This is a genomic window from Streptomyces muensis, from assembly GCF_021474425.1.
GTDB classification, from domain to species: domain Bacteria; phylum Actinomycetota; class Actinomycetes; order Streptomycetales; family Streptomycetaceae; genus Streptomyces; species Streptomyces muensis.
In genome coordinates this window covers 1-18,585 of the sequence record NZ_JAKEIP010000101.1, presented here as the reverse complement: position 1 = coordinate 18,585, position 18,585 = coordinate 1, and the positions used below count along the sequence as shown (strand labels likewise).

At 67.9% G+C, this 18,585-nt stretch carries 20 protein-coding genes; 2 read left to right on the top strand and 18 right to left on the bottom strand.

Annotation, left to right across the window (positions count from 1 at the left end; all coding sequences use genetic code 11):
• Positions 1-34 precede the first annotated feature (34 nt).
• From tatA to L0P92_RS23150, 9 genes are all read right to left on the bottom strand, one after another.
• Positions 35-325: a Sec-independent protein translocase subunit TatA gene (gene tatA, locus L0P92_RS23190; protein WP_217214442.1), complete on the bottom strand. Its 291-nt coding sequence runs from the start codon at positions 323-325 to the stop codon at positions 35-37.
• A 258-nt stretch (positions 326-583) separates the two neighbouring features.
• On the bottom strand, positions 584-778 hold the full coding sequence (locus L0P92_RS23185) for a hypothetical protein (RefSeq protein WP_030053360.1): 195 nt from the start codon (positions 776-778) through the stop codon (positions 584-586).
• 20 nt (positions 779-798) lie between these two features.
• Entirely contained in the window at positions 799-1,092 is a 294-nt protein-coding gene (locus tag L0P92_RS23180; RefSeq protein WP_234764754.1) for a CpXC domain-containing protein, read from the bottom strand.
• Positions 1,093-1,161: 69 nt separating this feature from the next.
• On the bottom strand, positions 1,162-2,178 hold the full coding sequence (locus tag L0P92_RS23175; protein WP_234764753.1) for a helix-turn-helix transcriptional regulator: 1,017 nt from the start codon (positions 2,176-2,178) through the stop codon (positions 1,162-1,164).
• A gap of 19 nt (positions 2,179-2,197) precedes the next feature.
• Complete coding sequence (locus tag L0P92_RS23170; protein ID WP_234764752.1) at positions 2,198-3,151, bottom strand: helix-turn-helix transcriptional regulator; 954 nt, start codon at positions 3,149-3,151, stop codon at positions 2,198-2,200.
• Positions 3,152-3,322: 171 nt separating this feature from the next.
• On the bottom strand, positions 3,323-3,694 hold the full coding sequence (locus L0P92_RS23165; RefSeq protein ID WP_030053355.1) for an FKBP-type peptidyl-prolyl cis-trans isomerase: 372 nt from the start codon (positions 3,692-3,694) through the stop codon (positions 3,323-3,325).
• 58 nt (positions 3,695-3,752) lie between these two features.
• The gene (locus tag L0P92_RS23160) at positions 3,753-4,757 is read right to left on the bottom strand and encodes an FKBP-type peptidyl-prolyl cis-trans isomerase (protein ID WP_234764751.1); all 1,005 of its coding nucleotides are present in this window, start codon (positions 4,755-4,757) and stop codon (positions 3,753-3,755) included.
• A gap of 128 nt (positions 4,758-4,885) precedes the next feature.
• Positions 4,886-6,247 carry a Pup--protein ligase gene (pafA, locus tag L0P92_RS23155; RefSeq protein WP_028801611.1) on the bottom strand — a complete coding sequence of 454 codons (1,362 nt, stop codon included), beginning with the start codon at positions 6,245-6,247 and terminating at the stop codon, positions 4,886-4,888.
• A gap of 9 nt (positions 6,248-6,256) precedes the next feature.
• Positions 6,257-7,516, bottom strand: a complete 1,260-nt coding sequence (locus L0P92_RS23150; protein WP_234764750.1) for an MFS transporter — start codon at positions 7,514-7,516, stop codon at positions 6,257-6,259.
• A gap of 98 nt (positions 7,517-7,614) precedes the next feature.
• Between L0P92_RS23150 and L0P92_RS23145 the strand changes: the two genes are divergently transcribed.
• Complete coding sequence (locus tag L0P92_RS23145; RefSeq protein ID WP_234764749.1) at positions 7,615-8,631, top strand: LacI family DNA-binding transcriptional regulator; 1,017 nt, start codon at positions 7,615-7,617, stop codon at positions 8,629-8,631.
• 86 nt (positions 8,632-8,717) lie between these two features.
• Here L0P92_RS23145 and prcA read toward each other — a convergent pair whose 3' ends face one another.
• The 6 genes from prcA to arc all read right to left on the bottom strand — a co-directional run bounded on the left by prcA (position 8,718) and on the right by arc (position 14,928).
• Positions 8,718-9,488 carry a proteasome subunit alpha gene (prcA, locus tag L0P92_RS23140; RefSeq protein ID WP_234764748.1) on the bottom strand — a complete coding sequence of 257 codons (771 nt, stop codon included), beginning with the start codon at positions 9,486-9,488 and terminating at the stop codon, positions 8,718-8,720.
• Positions 9,489-9,550: 62 nt separating this feature from the next.
• Positions 9,551-10,396, bottom strand: a complete 846-nt coding sequence (gene prcB, locus L0P92_RS23135) for a proteasome subunit beta (protein ID WP_062722711.1) — start codon at positions 10,394-10,396, stop codon at positions 9,551-9,553.
• Positions 10,348-10,941 (bottom strand): endonuclease VII domain-containing protein, encoded by a 594-nt coding sequence (locus L0P92_RS23130; protein WP_234764747.1) that lies wholly within the window; start codon positions 10,939-10,941, stop codon positions 10,348-10,350. The genes prcB and L0P92_RS23130 overlap by 49 nt, the downstream gene beginning before the upstream one ends.
• Positions 10,942-10,988: 47 nt before the next feature.
• Positions 10,989-11,207: a ubiquitin-like protein Pup gene (locus L0P92_RS23125; RefSeq protein WP_030955201.1), complete on the bottom strand. Its 219-nt coding sequence runs from the start codon at positions 11,205-11,207 to the stop codon at positions 10,989-10,991.
• 199 nt (positions 11,208-11,406) lie between these two features.
• Complete coding sequence (gene dop, locus L0P92_RS23120; RefSeq protein WP_372497302.1) at positions 11,407-12,918, bottom strand: depupylase/deamidase Dop; 1,512 nt, start codon at positions 12,916-12,918, stop codon at positions 11,407-11,409.
• A gap of 243 nt (positions 12,919-13,161) precedes the next feature.
• Positions 13,162-14,928, bottom strand: a complete 1,767-nt coding sequence (gene arc / locus L0P92_RS23115; protein ID WP_234764746.1) for a proteasome ATPase — start codon at positions 14,926-14,928, stop codon at positions 13,162-13,164.
• 247 nt (positions 14,929-15,175) lie between these two features.
• On the opposite strand from arc, the gene L0P92_RS23110 reads away from it, so the two are divergent.
• A complete protein-coding gene (locus L0P92_RS23110; protein ID WP_234764745.1) occupies positions 15,176-15,481 on the top strand; it encodes a ferredoxin in 306 nt (101 codons plus the stop codon).
• A 58-nt stretch (positions 15,482-15,539) separates the two neighbouring features.
• Here L0P92_RS23110 and L0P92_RS23105 read toward each other — a convergent pair whose 3' ends face one another.
• The 3 genes from L0P92_RS23105 to L0P92_RS23095 form a co-directional block, all read right to left on the bottom strand.
• On the bottom strand, positions 15,540-16,115 hold the full coding sequence (locus tag L0P92_RS23105; protein ID WP_234764744.1) for a hypothetical protein: 576 nt from the start codon (positions 16,113-16,115) through the stop codon (positions 15,540-15,542).
• 287 nt (positions 16,116-16,402) lie between these two features.
• A complete protein-coding gene (locus tag L0P92_RS23100) occupies positions 16,403-17,305 on the bottom strand; it encodes a tRNA (adenine-N1)-methyltransferase (RefSeq protein WP_234764743.1) in 903 nt (300 codons plus the stop codon).
• Positions 17,306-17,353: 48 nt separating this feature from the next.
• On the bottom strand, positions 17,354-18,585 hold a 1,232-nt coding region (locus L0P92_RS23095), incomplete at its 5' end, for a site-2 protease family protein (RefSeq protein ID WP_234764742.1).

Below are 18,585 nucleotides of genomic sequence, written 5' to 3'. Positions count from 1 at the left end.
CTCGTGCGGCGGGCCGGAGGTCACCGGCCCTGCGTCAGCGCTTCGTGGTGTCCGTCGGCTCGTTGACCGGGCGGGCGTTCGTCGCGTCGCCGGGGGCGGCCTGGATGATGCGCTGGGCGGGGGGCTGCTGGTCGCCGGTGTTGTTGTTCGGCGGGTCGGCCGGGGCGGCGGACTTGTCCTCGTCCTTCATCGCCTTGGCCTCGCTCTTGAGGATGCGGGCCGACTTGCCGAGGGAACGGGCCATGTCCGGGAGCTTCTTGGCGCCGAACAGCAGGATGATGACTACGAGGATCAGAATGATCTCGGTGGGGCCGAGCCTACCCATAGCTGTATACCTTCTTCACCGAGGCGACATGGTCCGATTACCCGGCAGGTCGGACATTCATCCGACCACCGTGCTGCCAGGGATCGTAACGCTCAGGGGTGAACGCGAGACAATCCCTGTGCATACTCCCAGTCCGCGGGCCCGCGCCTCGCTCTCGGCCCCGCAATCCGCAGCGTACCTGGCGAGGACGGCAAGTTGACAGGCCGAAGTGGCCCAAAACGCACGCGACACGGCTCTCACACCGAATCCTTGAGCGGACTACAGCGAGTCCACAGCCCTGGCCGCGCTCGCGGTCGCCCGTTCCAGGTCCTCCGCGGCCCTGCTGATGCGTCGCGCGGAATCCGTGACCTGCCGGCCGAGGCGCTGTGCCTCCAGGAAGACCCGCACGGCGAGCACACCGAGCACCACGAGACCCAGAAAACCCACAGCTACCGCGAACATCGGCCAGAACATGACGCCGAGCCTAGACCGTCCTACAGCGTGGAGTGCAGCCGCAGGGTGCTGACCCCGCCGCCCGTCAGCAGCTCCACGATCCGCTCCCCTGCCGGCTTGCGGACGGACGCGCCGCACTCGGGGCAGGTGAAGGAGTAGAACGTCGTACGGCTGGTCGCGCCGATGGCGAGTCGAAGGGCGCCCGCGGTGAGCTCGAAACGGCCCCGGCAGTCCGGGCAGCCCGCCTTGAACACCACCGGGGAGACGCTTCTCATCCCGGCGAACGCGGACGCCACCGTCATCTCCCGCACCCCGGACGTCGCCGACTCGCTCAAAGTCCTGCTCCCGCCTGTCGCACCGCTTGTCCCACTGCCTGCCGAGCTGCCTGTCCCACCGGGCCCGTGCTACTGCCCGTCGGGCACCGGGTGCGCCCCGTGAGCGCCCTGCGCCTCGACCCCGTCGTACGCCGCGAGTGCCTCACGGGCCGCCTGCCGGGCGCTGTCGGCCAGCTCGGGCGGCGAGACGATACGGCCGTCACGGCCCAGCCGGAGCGCCAGGCGCCGCAGCGACGCGGGGTCGGGGGTGCGCAGAGTGATACGCAGCCCGCCGTCCGCCAGCTCATCGGCGCTGTCGTGCGGGTAGTACTCGGCGACCCAGCGTCCGCCCGGTCCGACCTCGACGACGACCTCGGGGTCCTCCGCTGCGGGCTGCACCAGCCCCTCGGACAGGTCCCGCAGCTCGATCTCGGGCGGCGCGGACGGCTCGTCGAGGATCTTGATCTCGGCGACCCGGTCGAGCCGGAAGGTGCGGCGCGCCTCGGAGCGCCGGCACCAGGCCTCGACGTAGGTGTGGCCGACGCTGACCAGGCGGATCGGGTCGATCTCGCGCTCGGTGACCTCGTCCCGGGCCGGCGAGTAGTAGCGGATCCACAGCCGGCGCCGCTCGGAGATCGCACGGTCGACGTCGGCGAAGACACCGCCCTCGGCCTCGAACGTCACCGACAGCCGGGAGCTGGCGCCGGCCGCCTCCCCGGCCGCGGCCTCCACCTTGGCGGTCGCCCGCAGCAGCGCCTGCCGGTCGCTCTCGCGCAGCCCGGGCAGCGTGGAGACGGCCCGGGCGGCCACCAGCAGCGCGGTGGCCTCGTCGGCGGCGAGCCGCAGCGGCTCGGCGACGTCGTCGGGGTTGTGCCACCAGATGCGCTCGCCGTCGGTGTCGATGTCGAGGAGATCGCCGCCGCGGAAGCTGGTGCCGCACATGGGCAGCACATCGAGGTCCGAGACCAGCTCGTCCTCGGAGATGCCGAAGGCACGCGCGACGTCCTCGACGCGGGCACCGGGGCGCTCCCTCAGATACGTCACCAGCGAGAGCATCCGCCGGGTCTGGTCGATGGCGTTGACGGGCCGAACCGGTTTGCCTGCCACTGTCTCGCTCCGCTCCCCCTCAGCCCTTGGCCACGGCACGCAGCCGGTCCACCACGTCGGCCCGCAGCTCCGCGGGCTCCAGGACCACCACGTCCGGCCCGAACTCCACCAGCCACGCGTCCAGCCCGTGGCCGTACGGAATCTCCAACTCGTCCCAGCCGTCCCCGAGTTCCCGCACCGCCGTGGCCTTCGCCCGAAGGGGGTACCCGGCGTCCGTGCGCAGCCGGATCAGCGCGGAGCGGTCGGCGGTCTCCCCCGCCCAGCTCGCCACGGTCTCCCGCACGGTGACGACATCGGGGACCGGCGCGGTGAACCGCGCGCCCCGCGAACGCACCCTGCCCGTGATCCGGGACAGCCGGAACACCCGCTCGGCACCACGGTCGCGGTCCCAGCCCGCCAGATACCAGTGGCCGCGCCAGCACTCCAGCGCCCACGGCTCGACATGCCGGGGCTCGGGCCGGGCGGCGGTGGCCTTGCGGTAGTCGAAGACGACCGGACGCCGGTCGCGGCAGGCCAGCATCAGCGGCTCGAACGCGGCCTCGTGCACCGGGATCCGCGGCTCCAGCGCGCCATGCGCCTCGTACGGGTCGACGTCCTCGGGCAGCCCGGCCGCGCGCAGCTTCTGCAGGGCGCCGCTGGCCGCACCCGCCAGGCGGACCTGCTGCCACACCTTCGCGGCCAGCCCCAGGGCGGCGGCCTCCTCGGCGTCCAAAGTGATGGGCGGCAGCCGGTTGCTGTCCCGGCGGGCCAGATAGCCGACCTCGCCGTCCAGGTTCTCCACCGTCTCGATGACCAGGCCGAGCTCGCGCAGATCGTCCTTGTCGCGCTCGAACATCCGGTTGAAGGAGTCGTCGGAACCGGCTTCCAGATAGGCCTCGATGGACTCACGCAGCTCGCGCTTGCTCAGCGGCCGCCGCGTCCCGAGCAGACACAGCGCCAGGTTCATGAGCCGCTCGGCCTTGGCAATGGCCATCGACGCCCTTCGCCTTCCCTATGGTGCTTACGGACGATGACCGTACCGCTCCGCGACGGCCTGGCAAAAGCCGAGGGCCCATGCCCGGACAGGCATGGGCCCCAGGTAGTCGGGTCCGGTCGTACGCCGATCAGCCCTGCGCCGACCGGAAGCGACCGTCGGACACGACGATCAGACGCCGAGCAGGTCGACCACGAAGATCAGCGTCTCGCCCGGCTTGATCGCCGGAGTCGGGCTCTGGTTGCCGTAGGCGAGGTGGGCCGGGATGGTCAGCTGGCGCCGGCCACCGACCTTCATGCCCTGCACGCCCTGGTCCCAGCCCTTGATGACACGGCCGCCACCCAGCGGGAAACGGAACGGCGTACCGCGGTTCCAGCTGGCGTCGAACTCCTCGCCCGTGCTGAAGGCGACACCCACGTAGTGCACGGTGACGGTCTGGCCCGCCTGCGCAACCGCGCCGTCGCCCTCCCAGATGTCCTTGATCTCGAGGTCCGCCGGGGGCTCGCCGCCCGGGAAGTCGATCTCGGGCTTGTCGATGCTCACGTCTTACGCTCCTGCTTCTTGTGGAAAGGCAACAGCACAGTCTTACATCCGGACCCGGCTACATCGCCGCCAGGATGTCGACCGAGAAGACCAGCGTGGAGCCCTTCTTGATGACACCGCCGCTGGGCGGGGTGTCCCCGTACGCCAGGTCCGGCGGTACGACGACCAGCACCCGGCTGCCCACCTTCTTGCCCGTCAAACCCTGCGCCAGGCCCTTCACGACCTGCTCCATCTGGGGCAGCGCGAACTGGCTCAGCTGTCCCTGCCGGTAGCTCGACTCGAACTCCTTGCCGCTGTCCCAGACCACGCCCTTGAACTGGCACAGGACGGTCTGCTCCGCCTTGACCTCGGCGCCGTCGCCCTCCAGGACATAGGCCGTCACCAGCTTCTTCGGCGGGTCCGTCTTGGGGACGGTCACGGAGGGAGCCTTGCCGTCGGTGTTCGTGCCGACCTTCGGCAGATCGACATCGTCCTGGGCGACGGGTTCGCCCGTCACCGAGCTCTTGGCGTTGAACGCCTCCTGGACATCGATGACGAAGACCAGTGTGTCGGTGCCCTTGATCCCCGCGTCCGCGTTGCCCTGCGGGCCATACCCCCAGGTCGGCGGGATGGCCATCTGGACGCGGCTGCCCACCTTGCGCCCCGCCAGACCGTACCGCCAGCCGGCGATGACACTGCCCTCGGCGAGCCGGATGAGCAGCGGCCTCTTGGTGTCGTAGGAGTTGTCGAAGGACTTGCCGGTGGCCCAGATCTGCCCGAGATAGTTGGCCACGACGAAGTCGTTCTCCGCCACCGTCTTGCCGTTGCCCGCGATGACCGTCTTCACGGCCAGGTCCTTCGACGGATCGCCGCTGCCCTTGGCGACCGTCGGCTTCTCCCCGAACTTCTTGCCCGCGGTGATCGCCGGCAGCGGACCGTCCACGATCTTCGGCGACGGCGCCGCCGACGTCGCCGGAGTCGAGGGCGACGCACTGTCACTCGCCTTGTCGTCCTTGTCATCGCCGCATGCGGCGAGCGTGACCATTCCTGCGGGTACGGCGATGAGAAGTGAGCGTCGGCGCACGGTGAGAGCCTCGTAATCGGTCGATCTTGTGGATGGCGTGCGCGCAACTCTACGGCGTGAGAAGGGCGCCGTACGGGAAACGTACGGCGCCCGCGTTGCGTTCCGGCAATTGCTCCGGAACCCGGCCCTCACATACCGGCGATGAGTTTCTCCACCCGGTCGTCCACCGAACGGAACGGGTCCTTGCACAAGACCGTGCGCTGTGCCTGGTCGTTGAGCTTGAGATGAACCCAGTCGACGGTGAAGTCCCGACGCTGTTCCTGGGCCCTGCGGATGAAATCACCGCGCAGCCGGGCCCGAGTGGTCTGCGGCGGAACCGACTTGCCCTCGAAGATCTTCAAGTCGTTGCAGATACGGGCGGCTTGCCCCTTCTTCTCCAGCAGGTAGTACAGCCCACGACGCCGGTGGATGTCGTGGTAGGCGAGGTCTATCTGCGCGACCCGCGGATGCGACATGGTCATGTTGTGCTTGGCCCGGTACCGCTCGATCAGCTTGTACTTCATGACCCAGTCGATCTCGGTGCCGATCCGGTCGAGGTCCTCCGCCTCGATCGCGTCCAGCGTGCGGCCCCACAGCTCCAGGACCTGCTCGACCGTGCCCGTACGAATACCGCGGCGCTCACAGAAGTCCACGGCCTTCTCGTAGTACTCGCGCTGCACCTCCAGCGCCGACGCCTCCCGGCCGCTGGCCAGGCGCACCTTGCGCCGACCGGTGATGTCATGGCTGACCTCGCGGATCGCCCGGATCGGGTTCTCCAGGGTCAGATCCCGCATCACCGTGCCCGCCTCGATCATGCGCAGCACCAGATCGGTCGCACCGACCTTCAGCAGCATGGTCGTCTCGGACATGTTCGAATCGCCCACGATCACATGCAGACGACGGTAACGCTCCGCGTCCGCGTGCGGCTCGTCACGCGTGTTGATGATCGGCCGGGAACGCGTCGTCGCCGAGGAGACGCCCTCCCAGATGTGCTCCGCCCGCTGACTGACGCAGTACACCGCGCCACGCGGAGTCTGGAGCACCTTCCCCGCGCCGCACAGCAGCTGCCGGGTGACCAGGAACGGAATGAGAATGTCCGCGAGCCGGGAGAACTCGCCATGGCGTGCCACCAGATAGTTCTCGTGGCATCCGTACGAGTTGCCCGCCGAGTCGGTGTTGTTCTTGAAGAGGTAGACGTCGCCCGCGATTCCCTCCTCGTGCAGGCGTCGTTCGGCGTCCACCAGGAGTCCTTCGAGAATGCGCTCGCCCGCTTTGTCGTGGGTGACCAGTTCGGTCACGTTGTCACATTCCGGTGTCGCGTATTCCGGATGCGAACCTACGTCGAGATAGAGGCGGGCGCCGTTCCGCAGAAAGACATTGCTGCTACGGCCCCATGACACGACACGGCGGAAGAGGTACCGCGCCACCTCGTCAGGCGACAGGCGGCGCTGTCCCCTGAACGTGCACGTGACGCCGTACTCGTTCTCCAGCCCGAAAATGCGGCGGTCCATGACTGAACATTACGCCCGATCCCCCGAGCTGAAACGGGGTTCGACAGCACGGTTTGGATCATTTTCCGATGAAGCCGCAACCACCGCACCCCTGGCGGGAGCTGCGAGGACCCGCCCCGTGGCCAGCAGGACCAGCAACGACACCGCCCCCGCCGCACCCGGCACGGCGAACCCCCACAGCGCCCCGCCCGCCTCGACGACCGGCCCCGCCAGACCCGTTCCCACCGACGCGCCCACCGTGAACGTCGTCACCAGCCACGAGAACGCCTCGGTGACCGTCCCCCGCGGCGCATGCCGATCCACCAGCACGAACGCACAAGCGATACACGGCGCCAGGAACACCCCCGCAAGCACCGCCAGCAACGTCATCGCCACCACACCCGGCATCAGCATCAACGGCAGATAACACACCGCCAGAAACGCCACCAGCCACCGCAGTCGCCGCGCCGGCTCACCAGCCCACTGCCGCGCCCCGTACACCACACCACCGACCAGCGCACCCAGGCCCACGCCCGCCATCAGCCAGCCGTACACCACATCACCGCCGTGGTCGTCCGCGTACGACACCGCCGCCACCGCGATCGACCCCAGCGCCATCCCGATGAACAGGAACGCGGCCAGCAGCGCCAGCAACCCCGACGAACGCAGCGCCCCCAGCCAGTGCGCCTCACGCGGCTCCGAACGCCACGCACGCGAAGGCGGCGACACCACCACCGACAGCGCACCCAGCACCCCGATCACATTCAGCACCAGCAGCGCCGCCTGCGCCGACCACAGCGACGCACACAACGTCAGCAGCAACGGTCCGATCGTGAACATGACCTCCTGCGCCACCGCGTCCATCGCATACGCCGTGTGCACCTGGCCCTCCTTGTGGAGAACCGACGACCACAACGCCCGCAGACCACCCTCCAGCGGCGGCGTGAACAGCCCCGAAGCCGCCACAGCCGCATACGCCAGCGGAAGCGACCCCGTACCCACGAACGCGAACCCGGCCATCGCCACGGCCGAAGCGACCGCCGCCGGCAACTGCACCCGCGGCTGACCGTAGAGATCCACCAGCCGCCCCAGCACCGGCTGCCCCACCGCGTTGGCCACCCCGTACACGGCCGCCAGCCCCCCGGCCAGACTGTACGAACCCCCCTCGGCACGCACGAACAGCACGATCGCGAGCGCCGCCACCGCGTTCGGCAGCCTGCCCAAGAGCGTGCCGGCGAGCAGCCGGGCGGCATGCCTCGCCCTGAGAACCTCCAGGTATGCGCCGGTCATCAGCCGCGCCGCCCTCCGCCTAGGTTTTACGTATAACGTCCTCCGTCATACGTACCATGTGCGCTGTTCACGAGTCCAGACGAAGGAGCAGGCGGACGGTGGCAACCGGCAGCACCCGCCCCACCAGCCGAGACGTAGCCCAGGCAGCAGGCGTCTCCCAGGCCGCGGTATCCCTCGTACTCGGCGACAAATGGCGCGGCCGAGTCTCCGAAACCACCGCCGAACGCGTCCGACAAGCCGCCCGCGAACTCGGCTACCGCCCCAACCTCGCCGCCCGCAACCTACGCCTCGGCCACACCCGCACCGTCCTGCTCGTCGTCCCCGCCCTCACCACCGAATTCTTCGCCGGCGTCTACACCGGCGCCGCCCGCATCGCCGCACAACACGGCTTCGGCGTCGTCCTCTACCCCTCCCCCGAAGGCATCGGCCCCGCCCGCGACCCCTTCGCCTCCGCCCAGGCCGCCCTCGACGGCGTCATCGCCTCCTCCATGGCCGCCGACGCCCTCACCGCCATCCGCGGCGACCAGCTCCCCCTCGTCATGCTCGACAGCGACCCCGCAGGCAGCCACGGCGCCACCACCGTCAACCTCGACATCACCGACGGCATCCGCCAGGTCACCGACCACCTCCTCGGCCTCGGCCACCGACGCTTCCTCCACCTCGCCGCCGACATCGCCTCCTGGACCTTCGAAGTACGCGCCCACGAACTCGCCGCACGACTCGGCGACGTCCCCGGCACATCACTGCTCACCGTCCGCGCACCCATCTCCATCGACGACGCCCGCACCGCCACCGAAACCGCCCTCGCGGCCAAAGGCCCCCGGCCCACCGCCATCGTCTGCGACGACGACAAACTCGCCGCCGGCGCCTACAAAGCCGCCCGACGCCTCGGCCTGCGCATCCCCGACGACCTCTCCGTCACCGGCCTCGACGACCTCGCCCTCGCCACCGCCATCGACCCCGAACTCACCACCGTCCGACTCGACGCCGAACTCTTCGGAGAACGCGGCATGCAAGCCCTCCTGGCCGTCCTGGAAGGCCGCGAACCCCAACAGGGCGACATTCCCGTCCACCTCGTCGTACGAGGCTCCACAGCACCACCCAGCGCGCCGTGAAACCCCAGAGACACGCCTGTGCCCCGACCGAGCGACTCGGCCGGGGCACAGGCGTGGACGAAACAGACCGGAGGACTACTCCTCGGCTACTCCTCGGAGCTGCCCGACTCCTCGGAGTCCTCCCCGTTCTCCGCACTCTCGGCCTCCGTGGACGCACCATTGGCCTCGAGCAACCGCGCCAACTGACGACCCACGATCCGCTTGAACTTCCGCGACTGCGGACGCGTACGGTCCAACACCGCGACCTCGAGCCGCTCCGCGGGGATCTCCCGCTGCGTACCGTTCGACTCACGCGACAGCGCCTGCACAGCCAGCTTCAGAGCCTCGGCCAGACTCATACCGTCCTGATGCCGCTGATCAAGGAAATTACTGATCAGCTCGGCATTACCACCGACCGCCACCGAACCGTGCTCATCCACGATCGACCCGTCATGCGGCAACCGATAGATCTGGTCACCCTCAGGCGTCTCACCCACCTCGGCGACAACCAGCTCCACCTCATACGGCTTCTCCGCCGCCGAAGAGAAGATCGTGCCCAACGTCTGCGCGTACACATTCGCCAGACCACGCGCCGTCACGTCATCACGGTCATAGGTGTAACCACGAAGATCGGCATACCGCACACCGCCGATCCGCAGATTCTCGTACTCGTTGTACTTACCGGCGGCCGCAAAACCGATCCGGTCATAGATCTCACTGAACTTGTGCAGCGCACGGGACGGGTTCTCACCGACGAACACGATGCCATCGGCATACTGCAGCACAACCAGGCTGCGACCACGCGCGATGCCCTTACGGGCGTACTCCGCCCGGTCGGCCATGGCCTGCTGGGGGGAGACATAGAACGGCGTCGACACCGGTTATCCGTCCCTTTCTGTCGAAGTCACAGGATCACCTAGAAATAGACCGAACCCCGCCGCTACAGCAGCGCGGCCCGCGGGCCGTCAGGCTGCTCCAGACGCCGCTCCAGAATGGAACGAGCGATCTCGGACGACTCCTCGTCGCCGAGCCGGCGGAAACCATCCTCGGTGATCACCGTGACGATCGGATAGATCCGGCGGGCGACATCGGGACCACCGGTCGCCGAGTCGTCGTCAGCCGCGTCATACAGGGCCTGCACCACCAGCGTCGTGGCCTCGGCCTCGGTGAGGTCAGCACGGAAGAGCTTCTTCATGGCGCCACGCGCGAAGATCGAACCAGAACCCGTCGCCGCGTACCCCTGCTCCTCGGAACGGCCACCGGTCACGTCGTAGGAGAAGATCCGCCCCTTGTCCCGATCGACGTCGTAACCCGCGAAGAGCGGCACCACCGCCAGCCCCTGCATCGCCATACCGAGGTTGGACCGGATCATGGTCGACAGCCGGTTCGCCTTGCCTTCGAGGGACAGCTGCGCACCCTCGACCTTCTCGAAGTGCTCCAGCTCCAACTGGAACAGCTTCACCATCTCGACCGCCAGACCGGCGGTACCCGCGATACCCACGGCCGAGTACTCGTCCGCAGGGAACACCTTCTCGATGTCCCGCTGCGCGATCACATTCCCCATGGTCGCCCGCCGGTCACCAGCGAGGACCACACCCCCGGGGAACGTCACCGCCACGATCGTGGTGCCGTGCGGCGCCTCGATCACGCCCTGCGTCGGCGGGAGTTGACGGTTACCGGGCAGCATCTCCGGCTGGTGCTCCGAGAGAAAGTCCATGAACGAGGACGACCCAGGCGTCAGGAAGGCAGCTGGTAGACGCCCGGTGCTACGAGTGTTGGCTTCCACGCGATTCCTTCCACGTAAGCAGCAGCCCGCCTTATGACGTCGGGCCGATCCTTGAACTGCCCCAGTGCGGCGTTGCAGCTGAAGCACAGTACGCCACGGACCCTACCCGTCTCGTGGCAGTGATCCACATGCTCGGCCGAGGCGGCAAGGCATATACAGCAGATGTCTCGCTGTGCAGTGATCAGTGCGTCCAACTCGACTGGGGTTAGTCCGTACTTGCGCTTGAAGTAACTGATCCGGTTCCGCTCTGCCCGACACACACGGCAGTAGCTCGCCCAGCCGTCCGACGTGGTCTTGTTGCGCTCCCATTCGGAGTGCGGCTTAACCTCTTCGCACTGCGGGCATCGCTTGTGCCCCGGCGGGACCGGAACCTTTACCCGAACCTTCCTCCCCTTGGCCTCCTGGCGCTGCCGGTAGTACTCGGCGGCGCACTCCCGGCAGTACGCCTGGAGGCCATCACGCATGGACTTGTTGCTCGCGAACGCCGTACACGGCAAGTACTGCTTGCACCGCGAACAGCGCCTCGATTCGGACTCTTCGTTCACTCTGAGATCCCCCTGGCTTCACCTTTGAATCTAAGGTGAAACCACCCCTACTCCCCACCTTTCTGAACGAATGACCTCACGAAATCCTCGGCGTTCTCCTCCAGGACATCGTCAATCTCGTCCAGAACCGAGTCGACGTCATCGCTCAGCTTCTCCTGCCGCTCCTTGAGGTCCTCAGAAGCCTGCGTCTCCGCAGCCTGCTCCTCGACCTCCTCGGTGGAGCGCGTGGCCTTCTGCTGTCCGCCGCCGGTGTCCTTGGTTGCCATATCCCTCACCCCGCTCAGTTCGCCCGACATGGTCGGCAGGTCGGCTTTCCTGCCGATCGGTGATGATCAGACCCTACAAGCCGGGTCTGACATCGGCCCCGCAGTTTCGGCAACGTGCGGGGGCCATCTCGATGATTCCCGGACGTCGGGTTTTCCACCCTGTTCGGCCGACGTCCGGTCCGCACCTTCCGTGTACCCCTCAGCCGCCTGACAGGACCCTGACCAGGTCTTCTGCGGTGCGACAGCGGTCCAGGAGCTCCTTGACGTGATTTCGCGTTCCGCGAAGGGGTTCGAGGGTTGGAACGCGTTGGAGGGAGTCGCGGCCGGGGAGGTCGAAGATGACCGAGTCCCAGGAGGCGGCGGCGACGTCGTCGGCGTACTGCTCGAGGCAGCGGCCGCGGAAGTAGGCGCGGGTGTCCTCGGGGGGCTTGGTCTTGGCCCGCTCGACGGATTCCTCGTCCATGAGGCGCTTGATGCGGCCTCGGGCGGCGAGGCGGTTGTAGAGGCCCTTGTCGGGGCGTACGTCGGCGTACTGGAGGTCGAGGAGGTGGAGCTTGGCGGCGTCCCAGTCGAGGTCGTCGCGGCGTCGGTAGCCTTCCATGAGCTCTCGCTTGGCGACCCAGTCGAGTTCGCCGGACAGACTCATCGGGTCCCGCTCCAGGCGGTTCAGGGTGTCTTCCCAGCGCGACAGGACGTCCTTGGTCTGTTCGTCCGCGTCCGCTCCGAAGCGCTCCTCCACGTACTTACGCGACAGCTCGTAGTACTCCATTTGGAGCTGGACTGCGGTGAGTGTGCGGCCGCTGCGGAGGGTGATGAGCCGTTGGAGTGTCGGGTCGTGGGAGACCTGGTGGAGGGTGCGTACGGGTTGGTCGACCGCCAGGTCCACCGCGATGAACCCGTCCTCGATCATCGACAGGACCAGAGCCGTCGTCCCCAGCTTCAGGTAGGTCGAGATCTCGGAGAGGTTCGCGTCGCCGATGATCACGTGGAGGCGGCGGTATTTCTCCGCGTCGGCGTGGGGCTCGTCGCGGGTGTTGATGATGGGGCGCTTGAGCGTGGTCTCCAGGCCTACCTCGACTTCGAAGTAGTCGGCTCGCTGGCTGAGCTGGAAGCCGTGTTCGTGGCCGTCCTGGCCGATGCCGACGCGGCCGGCGCCGGTGACGACCTGGCGGGAGACGAAGAAGGGGGTGAGGTGGCGCACGATGTCGGAGAAGGGGGTTTCCCGCTTCATGAGGTAGTTCTCGTGCGTGCCGTAGGAGGCGCCCTTGTTGTCGGTGTTGTTCTTGTAGAGGTGGATGGGCTGGGCGCCGGGGAGCTGGGCCGCTCGTTCGGCGGCTTCGGCCATGATGCGTTCGCCGGCTTTGTCCCAGAGGACGGCGTCGCGGGGGTTGGTGACTTCGGGGGCGCTGTATTCGGGGTGTGCGTGGTCGACGTAGAGGCGTGCTCCGTTGGTGAGGATGACGTTGGCGAGGCCGATGTCCTCGTCGGTGAGCTGGCTGGAGTCGGCGGCCTCGCGGGCGAGGTCGAAGCCTCGCGCGTCGCGCAGCGGGTTTTCCTCCTCGAAGTCCCAGCGGGCTCGTCGGGCCCGGTGCATCGCCGCCGCGTAGGCGTTGACGATCTGGGATGAGGTGAGCATGGCATTGGCGTTGGGGTGGCCGGGGACGGAGATCCCGTACTCCGTCTCGATGCCCATTACTCGCCGTACGGTCATGCGGCCCTCCTTGCCCGGCGGCGCCCTCGGTCGGGGGCGGCGCTCAAGTACCGCTGGCGCTCCGGTGCGTGTGCGGTGCCCGTCCCCGCACTGCGCGACTCGGCGGTATGGAAGAGCCTAGAACGCCTTTGCGCTGGTGGGGAGATCATTTGCGTCATTGCGTTGCTCGCGTTGTGCCGGCTGTGGCCGGAAAAACAGTGGGCTGCGGGTACCCGTTGGGGGCACCCGCAGCCGCCCTGTGTTTTACAGGTACTGACCGGTGTTTGCCACCGTGTCGATGGAGCGTCCGGTGTCTGCGCCCTGCTTTCCGGTGATGAGGGTGCGGATGTAGACGATCCGTTCGCCCTTCTTTCCGGAGATGCGGGCCCAGTCGTCGGGGTTGGTGGTGTTGGGGAGGTCTTCGTTCTCCTTGAACTCGTCCACGCAGGCCTGGAGGAGGTGGGAGACGCGGAGGCCCTTCTGGTTGTGTTCGAGGAAGTCCTTGATCGCCATTTTCTTGGCGCGGCCGACGATGTTCTCGATCATGGCGCCGGAGTTGAAGTCCTTGAAGTAGAGGACTTCCTTGTCGCCGTTGGCGTAGGTGACTTCCAGGAAGCGGTTCTCCTCGGATTCGGCGTACATCTGCTCGACGGCGGTCTGGATCATGCTCTGGACCGTGGTCGCCTTGCTGCCGCCGTGTTCTCCGAGGTCTTCGGAGTGCAGGGGGAGGCGTTCTGTGAGGTACTTGCCGAAGATGTCCTTGGCGGCCTCGGCGTCGGGACGTTCGATTTTGATCTTCACGTCGAGTCGGCCGGGTCGCAGGATGGCGGGGTCGATCATGTCCTCGCGGTTGGAGGCGCCGATGACGACCACGTTCTGCAGGCCTTCCACGCCGTCGATCTCGGCGAGCAGCTGGGGGACGATGGTGTTTTCCACGTCGGAGCTGACGCCGGAGCCGCGGGTGCGGAAGAGGGATTCCATCTCGTCGAAGAAGACGATCACGGGGGTGCCTTCGCTGGCCTTTTCCCGTGCGCGCTGGAAGACGAGTCGGATCTGTCGTTCGGTCTCGCCGACGTACTTGTTGAGGAGCTCGGGGCCCTTGATGTTGAGGAAGAAGCTCTTGCCCTGGGCTTGGCCGGTGACTTCGGCGACCTTTTTGGCCAGTGAGTTGGCGACGGCCTTGGCGATGAGTGTCTTGCCGCATCCGGGGGGCCCGTACAGGAGGACGCCCTTGGGTGGGCGCAGTTCGTGCTCCTTGAACAGGTCGGGGTAGAGGTAGGGGAGCTCGACGGCGTCGCGGATCATTTCGATCTGGCCGCCGAGGCCGCCGATCTGCTCGTAGCCGATGTCGGGGACCTCTTCGAGGACGAGTTCCTCGACTTCGCTCTTGGGGACGATTTCGTAGACGTAGCCGGAGCGGGGTTCGAGCAGGAGGGCGTCGCCGGGTCGGATGGTGACGTCCAGCAGCGGCTCGGCGAGCCGTACCACCCGTTCCTCGTCGGTGTGCCCGAGCACCAGGGCGCGCTCGCCGTCCTCGAGGATCTCCTTGAGGGTGACGATGTCCCCGACGCGCTCGAATTCCATGGCTTCGACCACGTTGAGTGCTTCGTTGAGCATCAGTTCCTGGCCGCGCCTGAGGTCGTCGAGTTCGACGCTCGGGCTGACGTTCACGCGGAGTTTGCGGCCTCCGGTGAAGATGTCGGCGGTGCCGTCCTCGTTGGCTTGCAGGAAGACACCGAAGCCGGCCGGTGGCTGTGCGAGCCGGTCGACTTCTTCCTTGAGGGCCACGATCTGGTCGCGGGCCTCACGGAGCGTGTTGGCGAGTCGCTCGTTCTGTGCGGACACGCCGGCCAGGTTGGTCTGCAGCTCGACGATCCGCTCTTCGAGAATCCTCGTGTGCCGCGGAGAGTCGGCGAGCTTGCGTCGCAGGACGGCGATCTCCTGCTCAAGGTAGGCGATCTGCCCGGCCGGGTCGTCGGACCCTCGTCCCGGGCGGATGCCGCGGTTCATGTCGTCGTCGTGGGCTGCCACGGTCCTCACCTCCTCCAAGGGGAGCTGGACGCTTCCAGACCCTACCTGGGTGGGTGTCGATTGAAACCCCTAGATCACAAAGACTGTCGGGGTGTGTCCGATCTTCACCCTTGCGCTCTCCCTCACGCCAGGGGAATACCCACCGAACATGATTGGGAAGCCGCCGCAGGTAGGCTCGAAGCGTTCAACACCCGTCAGAGCTGGCCGGATTCCCGTTCGGCTCGACGTAAAGCGGATGGCAGGAGAGATGAGCGTGGAGCAGGCGGCCGGGGTCGATGGCGTGGCGCTGGAGGTCTGGATCGACCAGGCTCTGTGTACGGGTGACGGTATCTGTGCCCAGTACGCGCCTGAGGTGTTCGAGCTGGACATCGATGGTCTGGCGTACGTGAAGGGCGCGGGGGACGAGCTGTTGCAGGTGGAGGGGGCGACAACGCCCGTGCCGTTGCCGCTTCTCACGGATGTGGTGGATTCGGCGAAGGAGTGTCCGGGCGAGTGCATCCATGTACGTCGCGTTTCGGACAAGGTCGAGGTGTTCGGTCCGGACGCCGAGTGACCTTGCGTGTACGGGGTGTTACGACTGTCTGATTTCTCACACGCGTTGGTGGCGTGGGTCAGACGCTGTGGGCTCCGGCGGGTGTCGAGCGGACGAACGTGCCGTTCTTCCACTGCCATTTCGCGGTCTTCTTCACGTCGGGGCAGCAGCGGGGTACGTCGTCGGTGGAGTAGCTGAGCAGGTCGGCGATGACGGCTCCGTCGCGGACGGTGATGTCACTGACGGTAGTGCTGTCCTTGGGGTCGACGAGGGTGGCGACGAGGCGGGGTGTGGTCGTCTCGGCGGCTCGGGTGAGGACGTAGAGGCCGTCGGGTGGGGTGCCCATGGGGGCGTCGCAGTGCACGACGGCCACGGTTTCGGGGTTGCCGTCGCCGTCGAGGTCTCCGGTGGCCTTTTTCACCACGACCGCCTTTACGGGCCCGCATTCGAGCGGGAGGTCGACGCCGGCCGGGTCGGGGGGTGCGAGGGCGGCGGGGGCGTGGTTCGTCTCGGGGCCGGCTGTCTGGGCGGCTGTCGCCGAGTTGGGCTGGAGGACCGAGGACAGGGCGACGACGCCGGCGACCGCTGTGGCGGTGGCGAGCCAGTGGATGGGGCGGGTGTGGGTGTGTGCCAGTTCCGGGACGGCGGGTTGCACTAGGAGCGTCTCCTGTGAGGGCTGTGCCGGTGGGGGTGGCCAGCATGGTGCCACACGTCACAGTGCGGGGGAACGGCGGGGTGTGGAGTTTGGGTGCCGGTGTGCGGTGGTGGGGGGTCCGCGGAGGGGGGCGTGCGGGGTGTTGTGCGACGTACTGATTTGAGGGTTGCCGGATGTGAGGGTTGTCGGTGTCCGGCGTCAACGCAAAGGCGCTGTGGTCGAGTTCCCGGTGGTGTTGCGGGAACTCGACCACAGCGCTTGTGCGTTGTTGGCGGTGCGGGGCCGGGTCAGCGGCCGGTGCCGCCGTCGGCGTTGGGGCCTTCGTAGTCCTCGCCGTAGGCGCCCTTGGCGGGGCGTCGGCGGCGCATGGGGGGTTCGACTCCGTCGGCGAGGCGGCGGGCGGTGAGCAGGAAGCCGGTGTGGCCGATCATGCGGTGGTCGGGGCGGACGGCGAGGCCTTCGATGTGCCAGTTGCGGATCATCGTCTCCCAGGCGGTCGGCTCGTTGAAGCAGCCGATCTCGCGGATGGACTCGACGGTCCGGGCGAGCTGGGTGGTGGTGGCGACGTAGCAGCACACGATGCCGCCGGGGACGAGTGCCTTGGAGACGGCCTCCAGGCACTCCCAGGGGGCGAGCATGTCGAGGATGACGCGGTCGACGTCGGTGTCGCTGAGGTTGTCCTGGAGGTCGCCGACGGTGAGCTGCCAGGCGGGGTGGGGGCCGCCGAAGTAGCGCTCGACGTTCTGCCGGGCGATGTCGGCGAAGTCCTCGCGGCGCTCGTAGGAGTGCAGCATGCCCTGGTCGCCGATGGCGCGCAGCAGGAAGCTGCTGAGCGAGCCGGAGCCGACGCCGGCCTCGACGACGCGGGCGCCGGGGAAGATGTCGGCGAAGGCGAGGATCTGCCCCGCGTCCTTGGGGTAGACGACGGCTGCCCCGCGGGGCATGGACAGGACGTAGTCGGGGAGCAGGGGGCGCAGCGCGAGGTAGGCGACGTTACCGGTGGTGCGGACAACGCTGCCCTCGGGTGCGCCGATCAGCTCGTCGTGCGGGAAGGAACCCTTGTGGGTGTGGAAGTTCTTTCCCTCTTCGAGCGTGAACGTGTAGTGGCGGCCCTTGGGGTCGGTCAGCTGAACCTGGTCCCCGACCTTGAAGGGCCCGCGCCTGCGGGCGGCACCGGTCGGTTCGGACATGTGACCAGCCTACCGGCGTTTCGGGGGGCCGCCGACCACGTGTGCTGTTCAGCTGGGGCGGGCCATGGCCTTGACGAAGGCGCGCTCGACGTCGGCGGCGGACAGGACGCCGTAGATCTCGCCGGTTTCCTCGACGACGAGGTATTCGGTGGCGGGGGCGGCTCTCAGGGCGTCCAGGAGGTCCTCTCCGGCGAGTTCGGCGGAGACGCGCATGCCGTCGGTGAGGTCCGCCGCGAGGCCGCTGACGGGGACCCAGGGGCGGCGGTGTTCGGGTACGCCGACGATGGCGGCCTCGCGGACGAGGGAGAGGGGGTTGCCGTCGGTGTCGACGACGACGAGGGCGCGGGCTCCGGCGGCGTTGGCGCGGCGCAGGGCTTCGGAGAGGGGGGTGTCGGTCTCGACGGGGACGGCGCGGCGGGTGAGGGTGCGGGCGCGTAGTTCGGGGAGGTGTTCGCGCAGCCGGGCCATGCGCAGGCTGTTGCCGGCGCCGGTCCAGATGATCGCGGCGAGGATGGCGGCGAGCAGGGCGTCCATGACGGTGTCCATGCCGACGTTGTCGACGGCGTCGGAGCCGAGGGCGCCGGACTGGGTGAGCCAGGGCAGGCCGATGAGGACGGAGACGGCGAGGGCGCGGCCGACCCAGGCGGCGGCGATGGTGCCGGTCATGGGTTTGCCGGTGATCTTCCAGACGATGGCGCGGAGCATGCGGCCGCCGTCGAGGGGCAGTCCGGGGAGGAGGTTGAAGGCGGCGACGATGAGGTTGGAGATCATCAGGCCGGCCAGGAGGACGCCGGGGACGGTGCCGGGTTCGACGGGCTGCATGGCGGCGTAGAAGACGCCGGCGAGGACGAGGGAGAGCAGCGGTCCGACGAAGGCGAGGACGAATTCGCGGCCGGGTGTCTCGGCTTCCTTCTCGATCTCGGAGACTCCGCCGAAGAACTGGAGCTGGATGCGGCGCACGGGGAGCTTGAAGCGGAGTGCGGCGACGGTGTGCGCGAGTTCGTGGACGAGGACGGAGGCGTAGAAGGCGACGGCGAAGAAGAGGGAGACGAGGTAGCGGGCGGCGCCGAGCTCGGGCAGGACGCGGTCGAGTTGTCCGCCGAACACCCAGGTGATGAGGGCGGCGACGAGGAACCAGCTGGGGGCGACGTAGACGGGTACGCCGAAGGGGCGTCCCATGAGGAGGCCGCCGCGGGGTTCCTGGGGGCGCTGGGGTGGTTGCGTCTTCGCGGTGCCGGAGTGGGCGAGGGTGCGGTCGTGGCTGTCGGGGTCGGGGGTGT

Excerpts from the sequence above, each read along its gene's own strand:
- L0P92_RS23125 (WP_030955201.1), bottom strand. The coding sequence starts at position 11,207 with ATGGCAACCAAGGACACCGGCGGCGGACAGCAGAAGGCCACGCGCTCC.
- L0P92_RS23185 (WP_030053360.1), bottom strand. The coding sequence starts at position 778 with ATGTTCTGGCCGATGTTCGCGGTAGCTGTGGGTTTTCTGGGTCTCGTG.
- L0P92_RS23110 (WP_234764745.1), top strand. The coding sequence starts at position 15,176 with ATGAGCGTGGAGCAGGCGGCCGGGGTCGATGGCGTGGCGCTGGAGGTC.
- tatA (WP_217214442.1), bottom strand. The coding sequence starts at position 325 with ATGGGTAGGCTCGGCCCCACCGAGATCATTCTGATCCTCGTAGTCATC.
- L0P92_RS23170 (WP_234764752.1), bottom strand. The coding sequence starts at position 3,151 with ATGGCCATTGCCAAGGCCGAGCGGCTCATGAACCTGGCGCTGTGTCTG.
- L0P92_RS23100 (WP_234764743.1), bottom strand. The coding sequence starts at position 17,305 with ATGTCCGAACCGACCGGTGCCGCCCGCAGGCGCGGGCCCTTCAAGGTC.
- L0P92_RS23150 (WP_234764750.1), bottom strand. The coding sequence starts at position 7,516 with ATGACCGGCGCATACCTGGAGGTTCTCAGGGCGAGGCATGCCGCCCGG.
- pafA (WP_028801611.1), bottom strand. The coding sequence starts at position 6,247 with ATGGACCGCCGCATTTTCGGGCTGGAGAACGAGTACGGCGTCACGTGC.
- dop (WP_372497302.1), bottom strand. The coding sequence starts at position 12,918 with ATGACCGTACGGCGAGTAATGGGCATCGAGACGGAGTACGGGATCTCC.